This window comes from Acidovorax sp. FG48, from assembly GCF_057809085.1.
Map to the genome: position 1 here is coordinate 84104 of NZ_JBMDJH010000010.1, position 23491 is coordinate 107594.

A 23491-nucleotide genomic window follows, 5' to 3' on the forward strand; every position below is an offset into this window, starting at 1 on the left:
ATCATGAACGTTATTGACTCCATCGTCACCCAGGCGGCCAGTATTGCAGCGGTGCGCCGGGACATTCACGCCCACCCCGAGCTGTGCTTCGAAGAGGTGCGCACCGCCGACGTGGTGGCGCAAAAGCTCACCGAGTGGGGCATTCCCATCCACCGGGGACTGGGCAAGACGGGCGTGGTGGGCATCGTCAAGGGGCGCGATGGGGGCGCCAACGGCCGCGCCATCGGTCTGCGCGCCGACATGGACGCCCTGCCCATGCAGGAGTTCAACACCTTCGCCCACGCCAGCAAACACCAGGGCAAGATGCACGCCTGCGGTCACGACGGTCACGTGGCCATGCTGCTGGCGGCGGCTCAGCACTTTGCCAAGCACCGCAACTTTGACGGCACCGTGTACCTGATCTTCCAGCCGGCCGAAGAAGGCGGCGGCGGTGCCCGCGTGATGATCGAGGACGGCCTGTTCGAGCAGTTCCCCATGGAGGCCGTGTACGGCATGCACAACTGGCCCGGCATGCCCGTGGGCACCTTTGCAGTGAGCCCCGGCCCGGTGATGGCGTCGACCAGCGAGTTCAAGATCACCATTCGTGGCAAGGGCGGCCATGCGGCGCTACCGCACACCGGTATCGACCCGGTGCCGATTGCCTGCGGCATCGTGCAGACCTTCCAGACCATCATCAGCCGCAACAAGAAGCCCGTGGACGCGGGCGTGATCTCGGTCACCATGATCCATGCAGGCGAGGCCACCAACGTGGTGCCCGACAGCGTCGAGCTGCAGGGCACGGTGCGCACCTTCACCACCGAGGTGACGGACCTCATCGAAAAGCGCATGCGCCAGATCGCCGAGAACCACTGTGCTGCGCACGATGCCACCTGCGAGTTCGAGTTCGTGCGCAACTACCCGCCCACCGTCAACTCCCCCGCCGAGGCCGAATTTGCCCGCAAGGTCATGATCGGCATCGTGGGCGAAGAGCGGGTGGTGGTCCAGGAGCCCACCATGGGCGCCGAAGACTTTGCCTACATGCTGCAGGCCAAGCCCGGTGCGTACTGCTTCATCGCCAACGGCGACGGTGCCCACCGCGAGATGGGCCACGGCGGAGGTCCCTGCATGCTGCACAACCCCAGCTATGACTTCAACGACGACCTGATCCCGCTGGGCGCGACCTACTGGGTCAAGCTGGCCGAGGAATGGCTGGCCCAGCCTGCCAAAGCGGCCTGAAGCAGCTTGCAGCGGCGTTGATCCTCCTCCACCCGGGCGCGCGCAGCGCGCGTGCCCGGGTTTTCTTTTTGTCTCCCCACTGACTCCTGAAAGCCCTGCCCATGACCGGAATCGTTGAAGCCTTCTCGCCCAGCTATGCCCAGGCGCGCACCAAGTTTCTGGAGGCCGCCGCAGCCGCCGGCCTGCCCATCGAATCGCACGCCCACCCGCTCAAGGGCCGCGACGGCGAAGACCTGGCGATGGACGTGGTGCGTGAAGGTCCGGCCGATGCGAAGAAGCTGCTCATCGTGAGCAGCGCCTGCCACGGCGTCGAGGGCTACTGCGGCAGCGGCGTGCAGGTGTTTGCGCTGCACGACGCCGAGTGGCGCGCCAAGGCCCGCGATGCGGGGGTGGCCACGCTCTACATCCATGCGCTCAACCCCTATGGCTTCTCGCATGTGCGCCGCTTCACGCACGAGAACGTGGACCTGAACCGCAACTTCCAGGACTTCAGCAAGCCCCTGCCCGTGAACACGGCCTACCGCGAGGTGCAGCCCCTGCTGCTGCCCGAGCAATGGCCCCCCGGCCCAGAGAACCAGGCGGCGGTGGCCGAGTACATCGCCACCAAGGGCGAGGCCGCGTGGCAGGCCGCCATCTCGCAGGGCCAGCACGAGTTTCCGCAGGGTGTGTTCTTTGGTGGCACCGAGCCCACCTGGAGCAACCGCACGCTGCGCCAGGTGCTGCGCCAGCACGGTGCCGCAGCTTCCAAGATCGCCTGGATTGACCTGCACACCGGCCTGGGCCCCAGCGGCCATGGCGAGCGCATTTATGCCGGCAATGACGACGCTGTGGCCGTGGCCCGCGCACGCGCCTGGTGGGACGGCGGCGGCGCCACGCCGGTCACGTCGATCTACGACGGCTCGTCCACCTCGGCCTTCCTCACCGGCCTGATGTGGACCTCGATCTACGACGAGTGCCCCCATGCCGAGTACACCGGCATTGCCATGGAGTACGGCACGGTGCCCGTGCTCGACGTGATGAACGCCATCCGTGCCGAGCAATGGCTCCATCTGCACCCCGAAACTCCGGCTGACAAGGCGGCCCAGATCAAGGCGCAAATGCTGGCAGCCTTCTACACCGACACGGACGTGTGGAAGGGCCAGATCATCAGCCAGGCACGGCAGTCGATGTTCCAGGCGGTGGATGGCCTGGTTTCTTGAATATTTGGTAAAAAATGCCCCTGGCGCTTATCCAGCAAGCGCAAATAGCTATAAAAAATATAGTATTTCAGGTCCATGGGGCCTGGTTTTTACGAGGGAGCCGCTGGCGCATGGCGGCTACCATCGTTCCCAAAAACCAGGAGACCACATGGCGCCACGCCCCCGCACACTCCCCATCCCGCACGCAGCAGAACACCCTGGCCCATGAGGACGCCCAGCGTGGCACATGTGACACATGTGGCAGTGCAGGCGCAGCACGTCGATCCACTGCGCGCGCTCAGCCGCAGCCTGCTCAAGCTGGCTGAACAGGCCCAGCAGGTAGCCCCACAGGACTTGTTGCACCAGGCCATGCAGACCTTGCAAGGCCTGGTGCCTTTTGATTCCGCCTGGTGGGGCGAAGTCTCGGCGGGCGATGTGCAGGTGGCGCCCCGCAACTGGCTGCACGGCAGCATGGGCCTGAGCCGCAGTTTTGCCGAGGAGTGGAATGCGCTGGCGGCCGTCGATGAGTTTGGGTTGCAGTCCATGCAGCAGCTGGGGGTGGTGATCCGCGAGCGTGACGTGGTGGGCACTGTGCCCGAGCACCCAGACGTTGCGGCTTTCAGCCAGCGCCACGGCCTGCACCACTGCATGGCCCTCACGGCCGAGCTGCCGCACAGTGGGCTGATGTTTTTTGTCTCTATCTACCGCTCGCCGACGCGGCCGGAGTTTTCGGACGGCGAGACCGTGCTGTTCGGCGAATTCGTCCTGCACCTGTTGCAGCAGTGGCACCACCGGCTGCTGCGCCTGCAGAGCGACACCCCCGGCCGCCCGTGGGACCGCTTTGCCCTGGCCCGGCCGTCGGGCGAGCTGCTGTTTGCCGGGCTGCGCATCAGCCGGGCGCTGGGCGAGGCCTGCCCCGGCTGGAACGGCACCCACCTGCCACCGGCGGTGGCGCAGGCGCTGGCGGGTGCGCCCTGCACCCTGTCGGTGGGCAAGGCCTGCCGCCTGCGGCTGGAGCCCTGTGGGCCGCTGGTGGCGGTCAGCCTGGCCTCGCGCCAGCACAAGCAGGCGCTGGCACCGCGCGAGCTGAGCGCCGCCATGCTGTACGCCCAGGGCCGCTCGCACAAGGACATCGCGGCCACGCTGGGCCTCACCCCCGCCACGGTGCGCACCTACCTGCGCACGGCCTATGCCGCGCTGGGCGTGAGCAACAAGCTGGAGTTGGTGGCCGCGCTGCGCCACCAGTAGCGCGCGGTGGCGGGTGGCCGCAGGTGGACCCTGCGGCGCTCGGTAGTTTCCCGCTCCCTCTGCATTTGCAGAGGCTGCAACCGCGCCGCCTTTTCCTATCGTCCGCACCGGAGTCCAGACACCGGTGCGGGCCACACCGTCGCCCGGCCTGGGCTCCTGAAGAACCGTCATAACAGGAGACCCTCGCATGTTCCCCCATCCCCACTCCCTCTCTGCGGCACCTCGGCGCCACGCCCTGGCACGCGCAGGGCGATGGACCGCCGCCGGCACCCTGGGCGCCGTGGCCACGTTGGCCCTGACCGCCTGCGGCGGCAGCAGCGACGCCACCCCCCCACTGGCCAGCAAACCCCTGGCCGAAGCCTGCGCCGCGTACACCTCTGCCGCGCTCCCCCACGGCGCCAAGGTCACCCGCACCGAGCTGCGCAAGGCCGACGCCACCTTGCCCGATGCCTGCATCGTGCGCGGGCAGATCGTCTCCTCGCCTGAGTCCACCATCAACTGGGCGGTGGAGCTTCCCACGCTTGCGCAGTGGAACGGCAAGACGCTGACCATTGGCGGTGGCGGCTTTGACGGCTTCATCCCCACCGACGACCCGTGGTACCAGCAGCTGGTGGGCCCGTCGGCCAACCCGTACGTGAAGATCAGCTCCGACTCCGGCCACCAGATCCGCGGCTTTGCCTGGGGCAAGAGCGACGTGGCGCTGCGCAACCACGCGTTTGATGCCAACCATTTCGTGCTGGAGGTGGGTACCACGATCGCCACCGAGTTCTATGGCAAGCGCCCCGTGCGGCGCTACCACATGGGCCATTCCAACGGCGGTCGGTCGGGGCTCATCTCCACGCAGAAGTACCCCAAGGACTACGACGGCGTGGTGGCCATGGAGCCCGCCATCAGCCAGCAGGCGCACAAGGTCAACCTGGGGCCCACGGTGCTGCGCCACATCTTCAAGAGCCGCGACAACTGGATGAGCCCCGCCAAGATCGCGCTGTATGCCAAGGCCGAGGTGGCGGCGTGTGATGGCCTCGATGGCCTGAAGGACGGCATCATCGGCAACATCGAGGCGTGCAACTACGTGCCTACCGAGCTGCTGTGCCAGGGGGCGGACAACGACAGCTGCCTCACGGCCGGCCAGATCGAATCCATCCGCCTCATCTACAGCGACCACAAGACGCCCGTGACCCTGTCGCGCGGCGCCGTGGGCTACCCGCGCTATGGCCGGGGCGGCGCGTCCACATCGGACTGGCAGTCGTACATGTTCGGCACCAGCTTTGACACGCCCGACTCGTTCAACCACATGGCCGTGACCGAAGCTGCGCGACTGGTGGAAGGCAACCCCAACGCCAACATCCTGACCCACGACCCCACGCAGTACCAGGCGCAGTACAGCCGGCTGGCCGAGATGATCGACGGCACGGACCCAGACATTGCGGCCTTTGCCGACAACGGCGGCAAGCTGCTGATCTGGTATGGCCTGGGCGACACCTGCGTGTCGCTGTACCGCACGGCGGAATACTTCGACACGGTGAAACAGCGCCTGGGCGCCAGCAAGGTACAGACCTTTGCACGCATGGTCACCTCGCCTTCCAACGGGCATGACCTGGACGGCGTGGGCACCGAGCCGCGCTCCATCGACCTGCTCGCCGCCATGGACGCGTGGGTGGAAAAGGGCGTGGTCCCGGACAAGCTGGTCGCCACCAAGTTCGCGCCCGGCACCACCACGCCCGTGGCCCAGCGCCCGGTGTGCGAGTACCCCAAGTTCCCGCGCTACAACGGCACGGGTGACCCGAGCAAGGCAGAGAGCTTTACCTGCTCAGCCACCTGAGCAACACATTGGATGTGGATGCAAAAAGGCACGCCCCTGGGCGTGCCTTTTTTCGTCCCGTCGTCCATCAGGATGCCAGCGCGCGCATCTCCGCAATCAGGTCCGACTTGCCTTCAAAGCCGATGCCCGGCAGCGGCGGCAGCGTGACATAGCCGTTGTCCACCTTCACGCCATCGGGGAAGCCGCCGTAAGGCTGGAACAGGTCGGGGTAGCTCTCGTTGCCGCCCAGACCCAGGCCGGCGGCAATTGCCAGCGACATCTGGTGGCCGCCGTGCGGGATGCAGCGGCTGGGGGACCAGCCGTATTCCTTGAGCATGTCGAGCGTGCGCAGGTACTCCACCAGGCCGTAGCTCAGCGCGCAGTCAAACTGCAGCCAGTCGCGGTCCTTGTGCATGCCGCCGTGGCGGATGAGGTTGCGCGCGTCTTGCATCGAGAACAGGTTCTCGCCCGTGGCCATGGGGCCTTGGTAGACCTCGCCCAGCTTTGCCTGCAGCTCGTAGTCCAGCGGGTCGCCGGCTTCTTCGTACCAGAACAGCGGGTACTGCGACAGGGCCTTGCCGTACTCGATGGCGGTCTTCAGATCGAAGCGGCCATTGGCGTCCACCGCCAGTTGCTGGCCCGGGCCCAGAATCTTGAGCACGGACTCGATGCGCTCGCAGTCTTCTACCAGCGTGGCGCCGCCGATTTTCATCTTGACCACCGAATAGCCGCGCGCCAGGTAGCTTTCCATTTCCTTCTTGAGGCCATCGAGCCCCTTGCCGGGGTAGTAGTAGCCGCCGGCCGCGTAGACGAACACGCGCGGGTTGGGTGTGCCGTTGCCGTAGCGTTCGGCCAGCAGCTGAAACAGCGGCTTGCCCGCAATCTTGGCTGTGGCGTCCCACACGGCCATGTCGATGGTGCCCACGGCCACCGAGCGCTCGCCGTGGCCGCCGGGCTTCTCGTTGATCATCATGCGGGCCCAGACCTTGTGCGGGTCGAGGTTCTCACCGTTCTCATCCAGCAGGCTGGCAGGTTCGGCCTCCAGCACGCGCGGGATGAAACGGTCGCGCATCAGCGCGCCCTGGCCGTAGCGGCCGTTGGAATTGAAGCCGTAGCCGATCACCGGCTTGCCATCGCGGATCACGTCAGTGACTACGGCCACGAGGCTCAGCGTCATCTTCGAGAAGTCGATGTAGGCGTTGCGGATGTCCGACTTGATGGGGCGAGTCGATTCGAGGATGTTGACGATCTTCATGGTGGTCGCGTTCGTTGGCAAAGAGGAAAGAGGGCGGAATAAAGAGGCCGGATCAGCGGGCGAGCGAAGAGCCTCCGCAGATCGCGATGTCCTGCCCCGTGATGGCGGCAGCAGGAGCGGACAGAAGAAATGCCACCAGCGCGGCAATCTCGGCGGGTTCGATCAGGCGGCCGATGGGTGGCAGGCGCGGCGCGCTGCCCTGGCGCGCGGGGTCGATCAGCATGCCGGTGGCGGTGGCTGCGGGCGACACCACGTTCACCGTCACGCCCTGGGCAGCCACCTCGGCCGCCCAGCTGCGCGCCAGCGCGATCAGCGCGGCCTTAGTCGCGGCGTATTGACCGCGCCCGGCCATGCCCTGGGCCACGCGGCTGCCGATGAACACCACGCGCCCCTGGCCACGCTGGGCCATGCCGGGCACGATGGCGTCGGCCAGGCGGGCGGCGGCGTCCACGTGCAGGCGCCACATCAGTTCGCCGCCCGCATGGTCGAGCTGGCCCAGCGGCCCGACGCGCAGCACACCCGCCGCGTGGACCAGCGCATCCACGTTGGGCAGCGCTGTGGATACGCGGGCAATGTCAGCGCCGTCGGCAAGATTGACCGGCACGTGGATGAACGATGGATGGACGATGGATGGCTGGGCAACGTCCAGGCCGCTCACGCGCCAGCCGCCCGCCAGCAGTGACTCGGCAATGCTGCGGCCGATGCCGCTGCTGGCACCGGTGACGACCGCGTGGCGGGCACTACTCGACACGGATGTTCCCCTCGGTCACGATCTTCTGGGACCGCTCCATGTCGCTGCGCTGGAACTTGGCGAAGTCCTCCACGCTGCCCGGCGTGGTCAGCAGCCCTTGCTCTTTGAGCTTGGGCGTCATTTCGGCCAGGGCCTTGTTCACCTCGGTGTTCAGCCGCTGCGTGATGTCTGCGGGCAGCTTGGCCGGGCCCCACAGGCCATACCAGCTGTAGAACTCATAGCCCGGAATCGTCTCGCCCACCGTGGGCACGTCCGGCAGGCTGGCCGCGCGCTGGGCGGAGGTGACAGCCACTACGCGCAGCATGCCGCTCTTGTGGTACTGCAGCGAGCCGAGGATGGGGTCGATGAAGCCGTCGATCTGCCCGCCGATCAGGTCCTGGAAAGCCGGCGCCGTGCCCTTGTACGGCACGATCAGGTAGTCGAGGTTGCCCGCGCGCTTGAGCAGCTCGGTGGACAGGTGCCCAGCCGAGCCGATGGAGCCCACGGCAAAGGTCATCTTGCCGGGGTTTGCCTTGGCGTAAGCCATCAGTGACTTGATGTCGGTGACCGGCAGGTTCTTGTTGATGGCCACCGACAGCGGTGCCTTGGCCACCAGCGCCACGGGCGTGAAGTCCTTGACCACGCCATAGGGCACGGACTTCATGGTCATGGGCGCGGTGGTGAAGGTGGATGCGTTGAACAGCAGCGTGTAGCCGTCGGCCGGGGCCTTGGCCACCACATCGCCGCCAATCACCCCATTGCCGCCAGGCTTGTTCTCGACGATGAAGTTCTGGCCCATCTGCTCGCCCAGCTTTAGCGCGAGCTGGCGTCCCACGGTGTCGAGCGTGCCGCCCGGCGGGAAGGGGATGATCATCCGGATGGGCTTGGTGGGGTAGGCCTGCGCAAAGCTGCCGGCCGCCATCGCGAGGGTGAACGCACCCACGGCGGCGCGGAGGAAATGTTGGCGTTGCATGGTGTCTTGTCTCCTTGTCGGTTTTCTTGTGTGCAGTCAGGCGCGGGGGACTCCAAATCTCCCGGCCTCGCCGGGGGCGCTCAGCGCTTGAGCAAGCCGGCCTGCTTCACCGCAGCGCGCAGGGCTTCGACTTCCTTGGCATTCGGCGCCTCGGTCGGCGGGCGCACGGTGGCGTCGTCAATCACACCCGCCAGGTACATGCCGCCCTTCATGCGGGCGTGGGCCTCGCCGGTGGGCTCGCCGCCGCCGTACACCGCGTCTTTCAGCGGCGTGATGACGGCCTGCACTTCCATGGCCTTTTTCAGATCGCCGGCCTTCACCGCATTCCACAAATCGATGATGAGCTGTGGGATGAAGGTGGCAAAGCCCACCAGCGCGCCGTCCACGCCCTGCACCATCGAGGCCAGCAGGTATTCGTCGTGACAGGTCAGGATGGCCTTGGAGGCATCGGCCTCGCGGATCGCCTGGATGTCGCGGGCGTACTTGTTCATGTCGCGCTGGCCCACCTTGAAGGCCTGCAGGTAGGGCAGCTTCGCCAGGTCGGCCAGCAGCTGCGAGGAGTACGAAGCGCGCGTCCAGGCGGGGTAGACATGGCAGACCAGGTCGGCGTTGGGCGCGGCCTGGTGGATGGCCTCGAAGTACTGCAGTGCATGGCCCGGCGTGAAGCCAAAGCGCAGCCAGTGGTGCGGGGGCATCACGTCCAGCGCTACGGCACCAGCCTCGACGGCAGCACGGGCATGGTCGGCCGCGTCGGCCAGGCCTTCGCAGACGATGGACGAAATGACAGGCATGCGCCCCTTGAGTTCGTCGGCCACGATGCGGGTGACCTCGGCGCGTTCAGCCGGTGTGAGGGAGAACACCTCGCCGGTGTGGCCGTTGGTCATGATGGCCACCACACCGTCGTGGCCCGCCAGCCAGGACGCGAGCTTGCGCAGCGCGGGCTCGTCGATGCGGTGGTCGGGGGTGAAGGGGCACGAGATGGCGGGGATGATCCCGCGATAATTCGAGATGGCAGGCATGCTTTCTTGTCTCCGTTGGGAAAAGCTGGTGAACAACGGGGTGGATCATTTCCCACCCGGTGCCAGCGGTCCAATACTCGAATCGCATACAACTATCTACCGATCCATCGCGGAGACACATGGGACCCGGCAACCGACCCCTGGACCTGGAATGGCTGGAGGATTTCCTCGCCCTGGCCGAGACGGGCAATTTCTCGCGCGCGGCGGAGGCCCGTGCCATTGCCCAACCCGCCTTCAGCCGCCATATCCGCGCCCTGGAAGACTGGGTGGGCGTGGAGCTGTTCGACCGCAGTGCCCACCCTGCGGCGCTCACGGCGGCGGGTCAGCGCTTTCTGCCGCTGCTGGAGACCATCCTCGCCAACCTGGAGGCCGCACGCATCAAGGCCCGCGCTGCGCATGACCTGGCCGCTGCCAGTCTGCGCTTTGCGGCCACGCATGTACTCTCGCTCACGTTCTTTCCGCGCTGGCTGGTGGGCATGGAGGCACGACTGCGGCTGGGGCCCATCCAGACCATGTCGGACAGCTCCCAGGCCTGCGAAGACCTGATGCTGCAGCGCCGTGTGCAGTTTGTGCTGTGCCATGGCCATGACGAGGTGCCGGGACGCCTGGACGAGGCGCAGTACCCCATGTGCCGCCTGGCGGACGACCGGTTGCTGCCCGTCAGTGCGCCCCAGCCGGGGGACGCTGCAGGCCAGCCGCTGCACGCGCTGGGCCAGCCGGCCCCGGTGCCCGTGCTGGCCTACAGCGAGGCGTCGGGGCTGGGCCGTATCATGCGGGCCCGCATGCGCGGGGTGTTTGCCGAAGGCGCTGACGGCCCGGTGGCGGTGGTGTTCACCGCGCACCACGCGGTGTTGCTCAAGACCCTGGCCCAGGAAGGGCGGGGTGTGGCCTGGCTGCCCGAAAGCCTGATTGCCGACGAGCTGCGCACCGGCACGCTGGTGGCCGCTGGGGGCGCCGACTGGAACGTTCCGGTGCAGATCCGCCTGTACCGCCAGCGCGCCGAGATGTCGCCGGTGGCAGAGTCGTTGTGGGAACTGGCATTGGCGCAGGTGGCGTCGCAGCCCTGAGCGCTTGCCGGTCCCCTGGGCGGCCGCCGATCCTCAAAGGCCCAGGTCGCTCAGCCCCGGATGGTCGTCCGGCCGGCGCCCCAGGGGCCAGAAGAACAGCCGGTCTGCGGCCTGGATGGGGCGGTCGTTGATGCTGGCGTGGCGCACGGCCATCAGACCATCGTCGTTGAACTCCCAGTTCTCGTTGCCGTAGCTGCGGTACCACTGGCCTGCGTCGTCATGCCATTCGTAGGCAAACCGCACGGCGATACGGTGGCCGCTGAACGCCCACAGCTCCTTGATGAGGCGGTAGTCCAGTTCGCGCGCCCACTTGCGCTCCAGCAGCTGTCGGGCGGCGTCGCGGCCCACGGGGAACTCGGCGCGGTTGCGCCAGCGTGTGTCTTCTGTGTAGGCCAGGGCTACGCGAGCCGGGTCGCGCGAGTTCCAGCCGTCTTCGGCCAGGCGCACCTTCTGGACGGCGGTGTGTTGTGTAAAGGGGGGCAAAGGCGGGCGGGTTTCCATGGGGACCTCGAAGGTGAATGGTTGATGTAGACAGATCTGTCTACTCGCCATCATAAAGCCATGTAGACAGGTTTGTCTACAATGAGCAAATGACCTTTGATCCACTCCCTCCTGGCTGGCAAGACTTGCCCGCCCGAGACCGCCTGCTGCATACGGCCCATGCGCTGTTCTACCGGGACGGCATCCGTGCCACGGGCATCGACCGCGTGATCGCGGAGTCCGGCGTGACGAAGGTGACCTTCTACCGGCATTTCCCGAGCAAGAACGACCTGATCTGCGCGTACCTGGAGTACCGGCACACCGGCTGGATGGCCTGGTTTGGCGATGCGCTGCAGCGGCATGCGCACGCGTTGCCCGCAGGCACCGACCCCACGCGGGCCTTGGCGCCTGCCCTGGCGGAATGGTTGGGCAGCCAGCACTTTCGGGGCTGCGCCTTCATCAACAGCGTGAGCGAACTGGGAGACACCGTGCCCGAGGTGCTGGCGATTGCACAGCGCCACAAGCGCGACATGACGGCGTTGCTGGCGGGCTTGCTGCCTGCGTCGGCCCAACGCGGGCAGATTGCACAGGCACTCACCCTGGTGGTGGAGGGGGCCATCGTGCGCGTGCAGATGGGCGAGCCCGTGGCCGAGGTGGTGGCCGCGGTGTCCCGCCTGACGGATGGGCTGCTGGCAGCGCCTCTACAACGCAAGCGCTAAGGCCGCTGCTGGCCTCCGCCTGTGCGATCAGTCCAGCCGCGCGCCTTGTGTGGCACCGTGGCGGGTGCGCTGGTCGTATTGCTTTTCGCGTGCCACATGGTCCTGCAGCAGCCGGTGGCCCAGGGCATTGGCCTCGCGCTCCAACGTGGCGCAATCGGACGCTGCAGGCATCTGCCGGATGCCCTGGTCGATGGCTTGCGCGGCATCGCGGCCGATCTGCACATGGCCCTGCTCGTGGTCGGACAGGGCCCGAAGGTACCGGTCAAAAGCCGCTTGTTGCTCGGGGCTTGCGGCTTGCAGTTCGGGCAGTTGCACCTCGGTGTGCAACCGGGTGGTGACCTCGGTGATCGCGCAGCGGCCCGAGGCTTCGCGCCACCAACGGAAGGTCCAGCGCACGTTCCAGCGGGTATAGCCATGAAAGCGCTGCCCACCCACCGCAATGGGGGTGGCGGCATGCAGGGCCGCGCGCAGGCTCTCACCCGGCTGGGCGCGCACCACGTAGGGTCGCTGGGTGTTTTCTTCCTGCACCTCCGCGTGTACGCCGCAGGCGCCCAGCAGCCAAGCGATTGCACACGCCCGGCGTGCCCAGGCGCGGAGCGGCAGGGGTGCCAAGCCAGTCATTCGCCCCACGGCAGCATCAGCGTAAGCAGCGACAACTGGTCAAACTCGGGTGCAAACGCGTCGATGATCTGCTGCGGCTCGGGGCACAAGGTGGTGTCGGTGATCACGCCAAACTGCACGCCACCACCGTAGCTCAGGATGGAGACCCCCAGGCCAATGTCGCCCGACTGCGGCACCCAGAACATGCACTGCGTGACGCGCGATCCGCACAGCGTGAGCTGCTCCTTGGGGCCGGGCACGTTGGTCATCACGGCCGTGGTCTTGCGGCCAAACAGGTTGAGCAGTGCGTCTTGCGCGGGCTTGATCATCAGCCCCGCCACCGCCAGCATCGCAAACGCCAGGATGGGCTGGGTGCTGCCCTTGAGCGCGTTCATGCGCTTGCGCACTTCGTACACGCGCTCGATGGGGTTGGCCACGCCAATCGGCAGCACCAGCGGCACCAGGCCAAAGCGGTTGCCCAGCTTCCAGGCCTCTTCCATGGGGCGCAGGTTCACGGGGATCATGGCGCGGATCTCCTGGCCCGTGGGGTCATCGCCCTGGCTGCGCAGGTAGCCGCCGATGGCGCCCGCCACGCAGGACAGCAGCACATCGTTGATGGAGCAGTTGAGCGCCTTGCCGATGGCCTTGACTTCTTCGAGCGGGATCGGTGGGCACCAGGCCACGCGTTTGGCGCTACCGGGCTGGCCCTTCAGGCGGGTAGGCGAGTCGTCGGGCATGAGCGCCAGCGCGGCCGCATCGCTGACGAGCTGGTAGGCCACGCGGGCCATGTCGGCCGTGCCCGAGAGCCCGTGCTGCATGGCCTTCTCCGGATCGCCCAGCATTTGCAACGACTTGGCTGCGCTGTCGCCTGCCAGGTCCAGCGCCTTCACGGTGAGGCCAGTGAAGGGCTTGATCAGGGCATCCGCAATCCAGTCCTCGGTGGTGGCGGCTTCCTTGCCTGTTCGCGCCTTGCGCTTGGGGGGCTCCGAGCCGCCATCCACCAGCGACATGGTCACCGAGATGAGGGCAATGCCGTCGGCAATGCAGTGGTGGATCCGCACGATGAGCGCGCTGCCTTGGGTGCCGTCGTCGCCCACAAAGTCTTCGATCAGGTGCATCTGCCACAGCGGGCGGCGGGTATCGAGCGGCTGCATGGCTAGTTCACCCACGCGGTCTTGCAGCGCACGCTGCATGCTGTGGCCTTTGCGGTGAGGCAGCTTTTCGCGCAGCACGTGCGCAGCGATGTCGAAGTTGCGGTCCTCCACCCAGGTGGCGCCCGCCGCGTCTTCCACCACCCGCTGGCGAAAGCGCGGGTACTGCAGCAGGCGCTGCTGCACGCGTTCGCACAGCGCCTCCCAGGTGATGCCGGGCGATAGGGTCCACACGCCGTTGATCATCATCAGGTTGCTGTGCGAGTCCATGCGCAGCCAGGCGGTATCGACCTTGCTCATGCGCTCGCCCGACAGGCCCAGCATGCCGGTGGCCGCGCGGCGCACGTTCTTCTGAACCACGGTGGCGGCTTTGCGGGCGGCGGGGGGCAGGGCCTGGGCCGCCTTGCGCGCCACCTCAGGCCCTTGGTCGCGCAGGGTGCGCAGGGGGCTTGTGCTGTGGCCGGGTGCGGCTTTGCGGGGGGCAGGAATGCGGGTCACCATCAGATGTACACCTATTGTTTGATTTTTGGGGGCTTGCCTCTATGGATTGAGCGGCCCCAGGCCATGCTCAGCCCGTAAGATACAACGCAGCAAACCCTTGCCGACACCGTTCTTTCCCTCCCCCATACAAACCCAAGGAGCACCGACATGGCCGACCTGAACGCCACCTTCGAAGCCGCTGTGGCCAATTCCAAGAACCTGAGCGAGCGCCCCGACAACGCCACGCTGCTCAAGATCTACGCGCTGTACAAGCAGGCCACCGCTGGCGACAACGCCGAGAAGAAGCCCAGCTTCTCCGACATGGTGGGCCGTGCCAAGTGGGACGCCTGGGAAAAGCTCAAGGGCACGGGCTCCGACGAGGCCAAGCAGCAGTATGTGGACCTGATCACCTCGCTGAGCTGATACGGCGGGTCTCACCAAAGAAAAAGGCGACCAAGGTCGCCTTTTTCTTTGGTTGCCCCGGGGCTATGCCTTGGTCCACCCCTTAGGCAGCCCCGCCTCCGGCGTCATGCCGTAAATGGGCTCGCCCGGCAGCCCCGCCTGCAGCGGCGCGCGCGCGGCCATCAGGCGCTCCAGGTCCACCCCCGTGGCGATGCCCATGGCCTCAAACATGAACACCAGGTCTTCGGTCACCACATTGCCCGACGCGCCCGGCGCATAGGGGCAACCGCCCAGCCCGCCCAGCGACGCATCAAAGGTGCGCACCCCCACGTCGTAGGCCGCCAGGCAGTTGGCCAGGCCCAGGCCTCGGGTGTTGTGCATGTGGGCCGCCCCGGCCTTTGCACCCAGCTCGGCGCGCAAACGCGTGAACAGGCGGCGCACCTGGGCCGGGTTGGCCATGCCGGTGGTGTCCGACAAGCCCACCTCATCGGCGCCCGCCTCCGCACACAGGCCGGCGAGCCAGATCACATCGTCCTCGGGCACCGCGCCTTGCAGCGTGCAGCCAAAGGCGGTGGACAGCCCCACCTCCACCAGCACGCCAGGCGCCTGCGCGTCGCGCAGCTGTGCCACGGCGCGCACCTCTTCGACCATGGCCTCGCGCGTCTTGCGCACGTTGGCCAGTGAATGGGCGGCGCTGGCCGACACCGGCAGCGTGACCTTGTGCACGCCCGCCGCCAGCGCGGCTTCGGCCCCACGCAGGTTGGGCGCCAGCGCCATCACGGTGATGCCGGGGTGGGTGAGCGCGTGGCGCACCACCTCGGCCACATCGGCCATCTGGGGTAGCAGGCGGGCGGGCACGAACGAGCCGACCTCGATCTCCCGCAGGCCCGCCGCCACCAGCGCGTCGATCCAGCGCAGCTTGTGGGTGGTGGGCATGGTGGCCTGGACGGACTGCAGGCCGTCGCGCGGGCCGACTTCGCTGATGAGGATTTCTGGGGACGTCATGGTGCGGGGCAAATCAAGCGGCAGAGGATAGCGCGTGGGCTGCGCCAAACGCAGCCCTGGGCTTTTGAGCAAAGTGGCAATTTTGGCTGGCATACCGGCAAACCGCCCTGCAATAGGCGGCAGTTTGGGCGATTCCCATTGTTTTTGCGCTTCGGGACACTGGCTGCACACGCATACATCGGCACCCGGAGACCCACACCATGGCTACCCCCCAGCACTTTTCCACCCTGTACCTCAGCGCCCCTGATGTGATCGCGCTGGTGCAGCGCAAGGGCATCGAGGCCTGTCTGCGCGGCATCTCCGACTACATCCATGATGACTTCTTGCGCTGGGGCGCCTTCGACAAATCCGCACGGGTAGCCAGCCACTCGCGCGACGGCGTGATCGAACTCATGCCCATTGCAGATGGGCAGACCTATGCATTCAAGTACGTCAACGGCCACCCCAAGAACACGCGCTGGGGCCTGCCTACGGTGATGGCGTTTGGCGTGCTGGCCGATGTGTCCACGGGCGCGCCGCTGCTGTTGAGCGAACTCACGCTCACCACCGCGCTGCGCACCGCCGCCATGTCGGCCGTGGCCGCACGGGCCTTGGCCCGCCCCGGTGCCCGCACCATGGCGCTGATTGGCAACGGTGCACAGAGCGAGTTCCAGGCGCTGGCCTTTCACCATCTGCTGGGTATCGACTCCCTGCGTTTATTCGACACCGATCCGGCTGCAACGGCCAAGCTGCAGGCCAACCTGCAAGGCACGGTGGGCCTGCGCCCCGTGGCCTGCACCAGCACGGCCGAGGCCGTGCGCGGCGCCGACATCGTGACCACGGTGACGGCCGACAAAACCAACGCCACCATCCTCACGCCCGACCTGCTGGCGCCCGGCATGCACATCAACGCGGTGGGCGGCGACTGCCCCGGCAAGACCGAGCTGCACGCCGACGTGCTGCGCCAGGCCCAGGTGTTTGTGGAATACGCGCCGCAGACTCGCATCGAAGGCGACATCCAGCAACTGCCGCCTGACTTTGCAGTGACCGAGCTGTGGGAGGTGCTGGCGGGCCAACACGGCGGGCGCGCGAGCGATGCGGCGGTGACGGTGTTCGACTCCGTGGGCTTTGCGCTGGAGGACTTTTCTGCGCTGCGCTTCTTGCGCGACGCGGCGGCCGAGCTGGGCATGGGCCAGCCCATCGAACTCATCCCCCAGCTGCCCGACCCGAAGAACCTGTTTGGGCTGCTGCGCACGCACAATCCACTGCTGCGCGCTGTGGCATGACGCTAGCCAGGCCCCCGCTTCTCAGCGTCTCAGTCCCTCCACACCACACTGCTGGCCGCGTCGGCGCGGGTGGTGCGGAAATGGTTGGCCGCGTGGGCGGGGTCTGCCACGCCAAATGAAATGCCGCAGACGATGCTGCGGTCCTCGCCAATGCCCAGCACCTCACGCAGCACGCCGGGGTAGGAGGCCAGTGCGGCCTGCGCGATGGAGCCCACGCCCAGGCTGTGCGCTGCCAGCATGAAGTTGCTCACATACGCGCCGCAGTCCACTGCGCCGTACACGCCCAGGGCCTCGTCGCTGGTGACGATGGCCACATGCGGCGCACCAAACATGGTGAAGTTCTGCGCCGCCTGGCGCGCCGAAGCTTCGCGGTCGCCCTTGGCAATGCCCAGGGATTCGTACAGGCCCCAGCCGCATTCGCGCCGCCGCTCCTGGTACACGCCCCGGTATTCGCGGGGCCAGGGCAGGTCGGGCTGGGGTGCCGCGGCGAGCATGTGGGATTGCAGGGCGCTGCGCAGACGCGCCAGCGCAGCGCCGCTGGCAATGGTGAGTTGCCAGGGCTGCGCGTTGCACCACGAGGCCGTGCGCTGCGCGGCGGCCAGGATGGCCTCGATGGTGCTGCGCGGGAGCGGCTCGGGCAGAAAGGCGCGGCAGCTGTAGCGGGTGTGCAGCAGCGTGGAGAGGGTGTCAAACGCCGGGCTGTGGGCGTTGTTGGCCTCGTTCGCGGTGAATGTCATGGCGGGGCCTGTGCGGCTAGGCCTTCTTGGCCTTGGCGGCAGGCTTGGCTGCTGCCTTGGGGGCTGGCTTGCCGGCATCCGTGTCTGCCGCCGCTTTCTTCTTGTCGGTGGCGGGCTTCTTGGCACTGGGGTGCGGTGCATTGAGCAGCGCGTCCAGCTGTTCGCCAATCTCGGCCTCGATGCGGTCCTTGAACGCGCCCAGCAAAAAGCCCAGCTGGGCCTTCATCTCGAACTGGTGGGCATCCACCAGCAGCGTACCTTTGACGCCGGTGCGGGTGAACGTGAGCAGGTCTTCCTTCTCGCCCTCTTCGTAGGTGCATTCCATGTCGAATTTTTCTTCGGCCTTCTCGGCCCAGGAGAAGGCGACCTTGCGGGCTTCCTTGAAACCCAGATGGTGTTCGCGGTGGATATGAATGTCAGGCACCGGCTGTCTCCTTGAGGTGTTGGGGGTCAGGTAAAAGGGCACGCAGGCCCTCGTGCCGCTCGGGCTGGGGCTGCTGCGTCAGTTGTCGTACGGCATCATAAAACCGGGGCCAGTTGCGGCCCTCGCGTTCAAACAAGGCTTCGAATGCAGGCACCAGTTCGTCGTAGGCGGCCTGGGCCGCAAAGCTGGCGTTGTTGGCCTGCGCCACCCAGCGGTCGTAGCCGGCCACCTGGGCGGTCGTGGTCCGGGGGGGCGTGCCGCCGGGCGCGTCCAGCCAGCGTGCGCGCAGTGCGGCATAGTCGTCTCGGAAAGCCTTCATTGCTTCTATTTTCATAGCATTCAGCGCATGATCCTCTATCGCTTGAAGCTCTTTTTGCTCATAAATAGCCGCCAGGCGGGTGCGTGTGGCCCGGGTGAGCGCGCGGAAGGCGCTGCGCCGCGCCTCGCTGGTGGCATAGGCCTCGCGCGCGGCGGGGGTGGATTGCGTAGCCAGCCACTGCGCCACACCGATGCGCTCCACCGCCGTGGCAAAGGACTCGTTGAACAGGGTGTCGTTTTGGGCATAGACCACCTGGTGCGCCAGCTCGTGGAACAGCAGGCGCACAAAGTCGCCCTCGGGCCAGGCGATGAAGGTGGACAGCAGCGGGTCGCCGCCCGCCCAGTTCATGTAGCCCAGTGTGGAGTACGCGGGTACGCCGTACACCTCCACCTCCAGGCCCTGCGCGGCCAGCTCGGCGGCCTCGGCCTGCGCTGCGGCCTCGGTGAAATAGCCGCGGTAGCCAATGCAGCCCGTGACCGGAAAGCACCAGGTGTGCAGCGTCAGCGAATAGGGCGGTGCAGCCACCACATTCCACACGGCGGCGGAGCGCTTCAGGTCGGCATAGCGGCGGTAGCTGGCGTTGTCGGGCAGACCGAGTTCTGTGACCGCAAAGGCCCGCGCACGTTGTGCGAGCTGCAGCCGCTCGCGCAGGGCGGGCGAGATGTCTTTGCGCGCCACCCAGTCGTCAATGGGTTCTGCGGCATGCATGATCTGCATGTGCCCGCGCAGCGATTGCCAGTAGTAGCCCCAAGCGTTGGAGGGGCCGGTGGTGCTGGCGCAGCCGCCCAGCACCAGGCAAAACATCAGGCTGAAAGTGGCCCGCAGGCGGGAAAGTGGCTCACGCATGCAGTGCAGTTTATGGGCAGATCGGGCCCTTTGTCTCCGCCCTGTCAGCAGCCTGGCTGTGGTGGTTTCTAGAATGCCGCGCATGATCCCTCCGACTGCTCAAGACCCTGTTCGCCCACCCGCACTGGCCGACGGCCTGTTTGCTGACGAAGCCGGTTGCCCGCGTTGCTCCTGGTGCCAGGCCACGCCGCTGTACCGCCACTACCACGACACCGAGTGGGGCTTCCCGGTGGCGGACGACCGCCGGCTGTTCGAGAAGATCTGCCTGGAGGGTTTTCAGTCGGGCCTGAGCTGGCTCACCATCCTGAACAAGCGCGAGGGCTTTCGCGCAGCGTTCGCGAACTTCGACGCCGAGCAGGTCGCGGCCTTCGGCCCGGCCGAGGTTGAGCGCCTAGTGCAGGACGTGGCCATCGTGCGCCACCGGGGCAAGATCGAGTCCACCATCAACAACGCGCGCCGCGTGCTGGAGCTGCGGCGCGAGTTCGGCTCGCTGGCGCACTACGCCTGGCGCTACGAGCCCGCCGCCACCGACCGGCCCGAGCGCCTCACGCGCGAAGTGGCGCGTACCCTATCCACTTCGGCCGCATCCATCGCCATGTCCAAGGACCTGAAGAAGCGCGGCTGGAGTTTTGTGGGTCCGACCACGGTCTACGCCTTCATGCAGGCCATGGGGCTGGTGAACGACCACCTGGAAGGTTGCCATTCGCGCCCCGCAGCGTTGGCGGCGCGCAAGGCGTTTGTGGTGCCGCGCGGCTGATCGTTCAGGCCAGCGTCACAGGCCGCAGCAGCCACAGCGCTGCCAGTGCGGCCAGGCCCAGCAGTGTGGTCAGCCACAGGGCGGCGGCGCCAGCGTGGTCCAACGCCATGCCAAACAGCACCGGTGCAAACGCCTGCGCCACACGGGCGGGCACCATCATCAGGCCCTGGCGCGCGCCATAGCCTGCAGGCCCAAACAACACCAGCGGCAGCGTGCCCTTGGCAATGGTCAGGATGCCGTTGCCCGCGCCATGCAGCAGGGTGAACACCGCTGCCGCAGGCCCGCCCAGCACCATCAACAGGCCCGCGCCCACAGGGTGTGCCGCCGCAGCCAGCTGGGCCGACAGCAAGGGGTGCAGGCGGCGCAGCAAACCAAACTCCAGCAGGCGCGCTGCCACCTGGGCCGGGCCCACCAGCGCGGCCAGGGCCACAGCCGCCTCCAGCGATGTGCCGCTGGCCTGCAACAGGCGCGGCAGGTGGGCCGCCATGGCGGTGCTGGTGAACCAGGTGACGGCAAACACAAACGACAGCAGCACGGTGGTGCGCAGCGGGTGGGCGGCTGCGGACGTGGCGGGTGCCGCCGGTTCCGAGGTGTCCGCCACAGGTTCATCTGCCGAAGGTGGGTGCGGCTTCTTTGCGGTGTCGGCACGTGGCAGCCAGCCGTTGAGTGGCACGCCCACCAGCAGGTGCAGCGCCGCCCAGCCCGCACACGCGCCACGCCAGCCCCACTGCGTCTCCATCCAGGCCGACAGCGGCCACCCTATGGTGCTCGCAAACCCCGCAATCAGCGTGATGCCGGTGATCGCGCCGCGTGCGCCCTGGCCGTACAGACGTACCAGCGTGGCAAACGCAGCCTCGTACAGGCCCGAGCCCATGGCGATGCCCATCAACACCCACGCGGCAAACAGGACCACAGGACCTTGCGCCAAGGCCATGCCCGCCAGAGCAGCTGCAAACAACAGGTTGGTGCCCACCAGCACCGGGCGGCCGCCGTGGCGGTCGATGGTCCGGCCCGCGAAAGGCCCGAGCAGCGCCGACACGATGAGCGCCACCGAAAACGCCGCGAACACGGTGGATGTAGCCACGCCCAGGTCGTGCGCCATGGGCGCGGCCAGCATGGCGGGCAGGTAGTAGGACGAGGCCCAGGCCAGGGTCTGGGCCGTGCCCAGGCGCGCCACAGTCCAGCGTTGCGAGACGGCGCTCATGCCGCGCGGTGCGCTACGGCCTGGGTGTGTGCGGTTGCATCAGCCACGCTGGCCCTGCGCGTTGATGACGAATTCGCCATCCTCCTTGGTGAAGGCACCTTGCTGCGGCGCAGGCAGGATGTCCAGCACCTTCTCGGACGGGCGACACAGCCGCGTGCCCAGGGGTGTGACCACGATGGGGCGGTTGATGAGGATGGGATGCTGCAGCATCGCATCGATGAGCTGGGCGTCGGTGACGCCCGGTGCGTCCAGCTGCAGCTCGGTGAAGATCGCTTCCTTGGTGCGCACGGCGTTGATCACTGGCTCGCCGGTCGCCGCAATCAGCGCCAGCAGCGTGGCGCGGTTGGGCGGGGTCTTGAGGTATTCAATGACCTCGGGTTCCACGCCGCTGTTGCGGATCATGGCGAGGGTGTTGCGGGACGTGCCGCACTTCGGGTTGTGATAAATCGTGATGGCGGTCATGGCGTGCTGGAAAGGTTGGTAGCAATGGGCGAAAGTTTGCCACCGCGCCGGGGCCAGCCCGGCAAATTTTCCAGCGCGTTCAGCAGCCGCTGGCCCGCATCACTCAGCGCGCCGTCGTTGTGCACCTCCAGGCTGGTGGCTCCGGGGGGCGGGGTATAGGCCAGCGCGCGCTGCACCCGGGCCTCCACCTCTTCGCGCGTCTCGCGGCCGCGCGACAGCAGGCGCTCGCGCAGCACTTGGGGGCTGGCGGTGATGTGTACGGCCACCAGGTCCGGGAACCGCGCCAGGGCCTCAGGCAGGTAGGCGCGTGAGCCATTGAGCAGCACCCAGTGGCCCCGCGCCAGCGGCGCCAGTTGCGCATGCCGCACGCCGTAGCCCAAGCCGTTGGCCTGCCAGTGCAGGGCAAAGGCATGTTCGCTGCACAGCGCTGCAAACGCTTCGGGCGAAACGCCCTCATGCGCTTCGCCACCGGATGTGGCGGCACGGCTGATGGTGCGCTGCGCCCAGTGCACGGGGCAGGGCTGGGGCAGGTGCGTGCGCAGCCAGTCCAGCAGGCTGTCCTTGCCCGCTCCCGAGGGGCCCATGCAGTAGACCAGCCGACCGGTGGTCATGCGCCCATCTCCAGGTGGTCCAGCAGCACAAAGTCCGCACCGGGCGTGGGCTCTGCGAACAAGGCGAGGCTGTTGAACTTGAGGATGGGCAGGTCCGAGAAAAATTCCTGCGCGGCCTCGAACACCAGCGACTGCGTGGGTGCGTCTACCTGCGCCAGGCTGCCGGTGAGCGACATGTGAAAGCGGAATTCGTCCAGCACAAACGGGTAGCCCCATTGCTGCAGCAGCGCGTCCTGCCGGGCGGTGAGCACCGCTGCACGGCGCCGGGCCAGGTCGGCTTCGGACAGGGGGGCGGCCAGGGGCTGCAGCGCCGTCACGCAGGTGGCGGCGGTCTCCTGAATCTGCGCATTGGCGGGGTGCAGCGCCGGGGGCACCAGCGCCAGAAAGTCGTCGATGCGTTGCACCTGCAGCGGCGGCAGCATAAAGGGTTGCAGCCCGCGTGCCACCTCCTGCACGGCCTGGTGCAGCGTGATCCAGTCGGTGCCAGGCGCGAGCGCAAACGGCGCCTTGAGCGTGGCGTGCCAGCCGTAGCGGCGGGGCGCCGCCGTCAGGCGGTGCAGTGTGTCGGCCGCCACACCGTCGATGGCGAGCTGCTGCAGCGGTTGCAGCAGTGCGGCACAGCGCCCCAGCCAGTGGCTGCCGGCCAGCCAGCCCAGGCTGCCCGGGTTGGGTGCGAAATAGACCGCATAGCGGTGGTGGGTGGGTGGCATGTCAGGCGTGTTCATTGTGGTCAATGGTCAGTTTCACGCGGTCGCCCGCAAACCAGGCGCGGGCCCATTCGATGGGCGTGCCTGCGAGGTCCACGTTCAGGCTCTCTACCTGCAGCACGGGGCGTGAAGTGGGTTGGCGCAGCTGGGCGGCCACTTCGGCGCTGGGCAGCTCGGCGGTGATGCGGCTTTCGCGGCGCGTGTAGTCGGCCACGCCGTGGGCGGTGAAGCCTGCGGTGATGGAGCCTGTCTCGCGCACCACGGCCGCCAGGTTTTCGAAGCGGGGCAGGGGGAAGAAGCGCTCGCTGATGTGCAGGGGCTGGCCCTCGGCGTCGCCCCGCACGCGCAGCGCCAGCAGCGGGCTGCGCGCGGGCACCTGCAGCGCCTTGGCCAGCGCCGCCGTGGCGCGCGTGGTCTGGGCCTGCAGCACCACCAGGCTGCCGCGCAGACCGGCCTGTGCCAGGCCCTGCTGGTGGCGCGTGCGCTTGCCCAGCACCAGGTCCACCGCAAAGTCTTCCACATAGGTGCCGCTGCCCTGCGTGATGCGCACCAGCCCTTGGCTGCACAGGCTGGCGAGCGAGCGGCGGATGGTGTGGCGGTTCACGCCGAACTGCTCGGCCAGCGCGTGTTCCGAAGGCAGGCGCTGGCCGGGCGGATAAACGCCGCTGCCGATGGCCTCGGCCAGCTCGGCGGCTATGCGCGTCCAGAAGCTGTCGCGCGCGGGGCGCAGTGGGGGGGCATGCGGGACCTGTAGCGGGGTCGTGAGAGAGGTGGTGCTGGCTGTCATGAAACCTACATGCGCGCTCTTTAAGCTGGCGCCAGTTGTTCAATTTGTC

General features: G+C 67.4%; 25 protein-coding genes. 9 read left to right on the forward strand and 16 right to left on the reverse strand.

The genetic code is table 11. The features are described 5' to 3' along the window. Positions 1-3 precede the first annotated feature (3 nt). The 4 genes from ACODSU_RS15400 (at position 4) to ACODSU_RS15415 (ending at position 5463) form a co-directional block, all read left to right on the forward strand. Entirely contained in the window at positions 4-1215 is a 1212-nt protein-coding gene (locus tag ACODSU_RS15400) for a M20 aminoacylase family protein (protein WP_488842947.1), read from the forward strand. 101 nt (positions 1216-1316) lie between these two features. Continuing rightward, positions 1317-2414 (forward strand): M14 family metallopeptidase, encoded by a 1098-nt coding sequence (locus ACODSU_RS15405; protein ID WP_488842949.1) that lies wholly within the window; start codon positions 1317-1319, stop codon positions 2412-2414. A gap of 204 nt (positions 2415-2618) precedes the next feature. Next, positions 2619-3641 carry a helix-turn-helix transcriptional regulator gene (locus tag ACODSU_RS15410; protein WP_488842951.1) on the forward strand — a complete coding sequence of 341 codons (1023 nt, stop codon included), beginning with the start codon at positions 2619-2621 and terminating at the stop codon, positions 3639-3641. 187 nt (positions 3642-3828) lie between these two features. Beyond that, positions 3829-5463 (forward strand): tannase/feruloyl esterase family alpha/beta hydrolase, encoded by a 1635-nt coding sequence (locus ACODSU_RS15415; protein WP_488842953.1) that lies wholly within the window; start codon positions 3829-3831, stop codon positions 5461-5463. 67 nt (positions 5464-5530) lie between these two features. On the opposite strand, the gene ACODSU_RS15420 is transcribed toward ACODSU_RS15415, so the two are convergent. From ACODSU_RS15420 to ACODSU_RS15435, 4 genes are all read right to left on the reverse strand, one after another. Beyond that, entirely contained in the window at positions 5531-6697 is a 1167-nt protein-coding gene (locus ACODSU_RS15420) for a mandelate racemase/muconate lactonizing enzyme family protein (protein ID WP_476016281.1), read from the reverse strand. A gap of 52 nt (positions 6698-6749) precedes the next feature. Then, a complete protein-coding gene (locus ACODSU_RS15425) occupies positions 6750-7448 on the reverse strand; it encodes an SDR family NAD(P)-dependent oxidoreductase (RefSeq protein ID WP_476016280.1) in 699 nt (232 codons plus the stop codon). Then, positions 7438-8400 carry a Bug family tripartite tricarboxylate transporter substrate binding protein gene (locus tag ACODSU_RS15430; protein ID WP_476016279.1) on the reverse strand — a complete coding sequence of 321 codons (963 nt, stop codon included), beginning with the start codon at positions 8398-8400 and terminating at the stop codon, positions 7438-7440. The genes ACODSU_RS15425 and ACODSU_RS15430 overlap by 11 nt, the downstream gene beginning before the upstream one ends. 80 nt (positions 8401-8480) lie before the next feature. Further along, positions 8481-9419 (reverse strand): dihydrodipicolinate synthase family protein, encoded by a 939-nt coding sequence (locus ACODSU_RS15435; RefSeq protein ID WP_488842956.1) that lies wholly within the window; start codon positions 9417-9419, stop codon positions 8481-8483. A gap of 119 nt (positions 9420-9538) precedes the next feature. Between ACODSU_RS15435 and ACODSU_RS15440 the strand changes: the two genes are divergently transcribed. Further along, a complete protein-coding gene (locus ACODSU_RS15440; RefSeq protein ID WP_488842958.1) occupies positions 9539-10486 on the forward strand; it encodes a LysR family transcriptional regulator in 948 nt (315 codons plus the stop codon). Positions 10487-10519: 33 nt separating this feature from the next. On the opposite strand, the gene ACODSU_RS15445 is transcribed toward ACODSU_RS15440, so the two are convergent. Next, the gene (locus ACODSU_RS15445; protein WP_209816413.1) at positions 10520-10987 is read right to left on the reverse strand and encodes a nuclear transport factor 2 family protein; all 468 of its coding nucleotides are present in this window, start codon (positions 10985-10987) and stop codon (positions 10520-10522) included. A gap of 89 nt (positions 10988-11076) precedes the next feature. Between ACODSU_RS15445 and ACODSU_RS15450 the strand changes: the two genes are divergently transcribed. Then, positions 11077-11685, forward strand: coding sequence for a TetR/AcrR family transcriptional regulator (locus ACODSU_RS15450; protein ID WP_488842961.1), 609 nt, complete (start codon positions 11077-11079; stop codon positions 11683-11685). Positions 11686-11712: 27 nt separating this feature from the next. On the opposite strand, the gene ACODSU_RS15455 is transcribed toward ACODSU_RS15450, so the two are convergent. Together ACODSU_RS15455 and ACODSU_RS15460 are read right to left on the reverse strand one after the other, a co-directional pair. Next, complete coding sequence (locus tag ACODSU_RS15455) at positions 11713-12306, reverse strand: DUF922 domain-containing Zn-dependent protease (RefSeq protein ID WP_110961638.1); 594 nt, start codon at positions 12304-12306, stop codon at positions 11713-11715. After that, the gene (locus tag ACODSU_RS15460) at positions 12303-13937 is read right to left on the reverse strand and encodes a wax ester/triacylglycerol synthase family O-acyltransferase (RefSeq protein ID WP_488842963.1); all 1635 of its coding nucleotides are present in this window, start codon (positions 13935-13937) and stop codon (positions 12303-12305) included. The genes ACODSU_RS15455 and ACODSU_RS15460 overlap by 4 nt, the downstream gene beginning before the upstream one ends. Positions 13938-14084: 147 nt before the next feature. Between ACODSU_RS15460 and ACODSU_RS15465 the strand changes: the two genes are divergently transcribed. Next, positions 14085-14339, forward strand: coding sequence for an acyl-CoA-binding protein (locus tag ACODSU_RS15465; RefSeq protein WP_488842965.1), 255 nt, complete (start codon positions 14085-14087; stop codon positions 14337-14339). Positions 14340-14402: 63 nt separating this feature from the next. On the opposite strand, the gene ACODSU_RS15470 is transcribed toward ACODSU_RS15465, so the two are convergent. Next, positions 14403-15323: a hydroxymethylglutaryl-CoA lyase gene (locus ACODSU_RS15470; RefSeq protein WP_488842967.1), complete on the reverse strand. Its 921-nt coding sequence runs from the start codon at positions 15321-15323 to the stop codon at positions 14403-14405. Positions 15324-15523: 200 nt separating this feature from the next. Here ACODSU_RS15470 and ocd point away from each other — a divergent pair, with 200 nt between their 5' ends. Continuing rightward, positions 15524-16588: an ornithine cyclodeaminase gene (gene ocd, locus ACODSU_RS15475; RefSeq protein WP_488842969.1), complete on the forward strand. Its 1065-nt coding sequence runs from the start codon at positions 15524-15526 to the stop codon at positions 16586-16588. A gap of 29 nt (positions 16589-16617) precedes the next feature. On the opposite strand, the gene ACODSU_RS15480 is transcribed toward ocd, so the two are convergent. From ACODSU_RS15480 to ACODSU_RS15490, 3 genes are read right to left on the reverse strand one after another with little or no spacing between them, the layout of a single operon-like run. Further along, positions 16618-17325 carry a nitroreductase gene (locus ACODSU_RS15480; protein ID WP_488842971.1) on the reverse strand — a complete coding sequence of 236 codons (708 nt, stop codon included), beginning with the start codon at positions 17323-17325 and terminating at the stop codon, positions 16618-16620. 16 nt (positions 17326-17341) lie between these two features. After that, positions 17342-17749: a polyhydroxyalkanoic acid system family protein gene (locus tag ACODSU_RS15485; protein ID WP_110961634.1), complete on the reverse strand. Its 408-nt coding sequence runs from the start codon at positions 17747-17749 to the stop codon at positions 17342-17344. After that, positions 17742-18914, reverse strand: a complete 1173-nt coding sequence (locus tag ACODSU_RS15490) for an aminopeptidase (protein WP_488842973.1) — start codon at positions 18912-18914, stop codon at positions 17742-17744. The genes ACODSU_RS15485 and ACODSU_RS15490 overlap by 8 nt, the downstream gene beginning before the upstream one ends. An 82-nt stretch (positions 18915-18996) precedes the next feature. Here ACODSU_RS15490 and ACODSU_RS15495 point away from each other — a divergent pair, with 82 nt between their 5' ends. Continuing rightward, the gene (locus ACODSU_RS15495) at positions 18997-19671 is read left to right on the forward strand and encodes a DNA-3-methyladenine glycosylase I (RefSeq protein WP_488842975.1); all 675 of its coding nucleotides are present in this window, start codon (positions 18997-18999) and stop codon (positions 19669-19671) included. Between the two features lie 4 nt (positions 19672-19675). On the opposite strand, the gene ACODSU_RS15500 is transcribed toward ACODSU_RS15495, so the two are convergent. Genes ACODSU_RS15500 through phnF form a run of 5 tightly spaced genes read right to left on the reverse strand, consistent with a single transcriptional unit; the run spans position 19676 to position 23442 of the window. Next, a complete protein-coding gene (locus tag ACODSU_RS15500; protein WP_488842977.1) occupies positions 19676-20875 on the reverse strand; it encodes an MFS transporter in 1200 nt (399 codons plus the stop codon). A 39-nt stretch (positions 20876-20914) separates the two neighbouring features. Then, positions 20915-21337 carry an arsenate reductase (glutaredoxin) gene (gene arsC / locus ACODSU_RS15505; RefSeq protein WP_488842979.1) on the reverse strand — a complete coding sequence of 141 codons (423 nt, stop codon included), beginning with the start codon at positions 21335-21337 and terminating at the stop codon, positions 20915-20917. Then, positions 21334-21948 (reverse strand): phosphonate metabolism protein/1,5-bisphosphokinase (PRPP-forming) PhnN, encoded by a 615-nt coding sequence (phnN, locus tag ACODSU_RS15510; RefSeq protein ID WP_488842981.1) that lies wholly within the window; start codon positions 21946-21948, stop codon positions 21334-21336. Before phnN ends, arsC begins: the two co-directional genes overlap by 4 nt. Further along, positions 21945-22673 carry a DUF1045 domain-containing protein gene (locus tag ACODSU_RS15515; protein ID WP_488842983.1) on the reverse strand — a complete coding sequence of 243 codons (729 nt, stop codon included), beginning with the start codon at positions 22671-22673 and terminating at the stop codon, positions 21945-21947. Before ACODSU_RS15515 ends, phnN begins: the two co-directional genes overlap by 4 nt. Further along, positions 22660-23442 (reverse strand): phosphonate metabolism transcriptional regulator PhnF, encoded by a 783-nt coding sequence (phnF, locus tag ACODSU_RS15520; RefSeq protein WP_488842985.1) that lies wholly within the window; start codon positions 23440-23442, stop codon positions 22660-22662. Before phnF ends, ACODSU_RS15515 begins: the two co-directional genes overlap by 14 nt. Positions 23443-23491 lie beyond the last annotated feature (49 nt).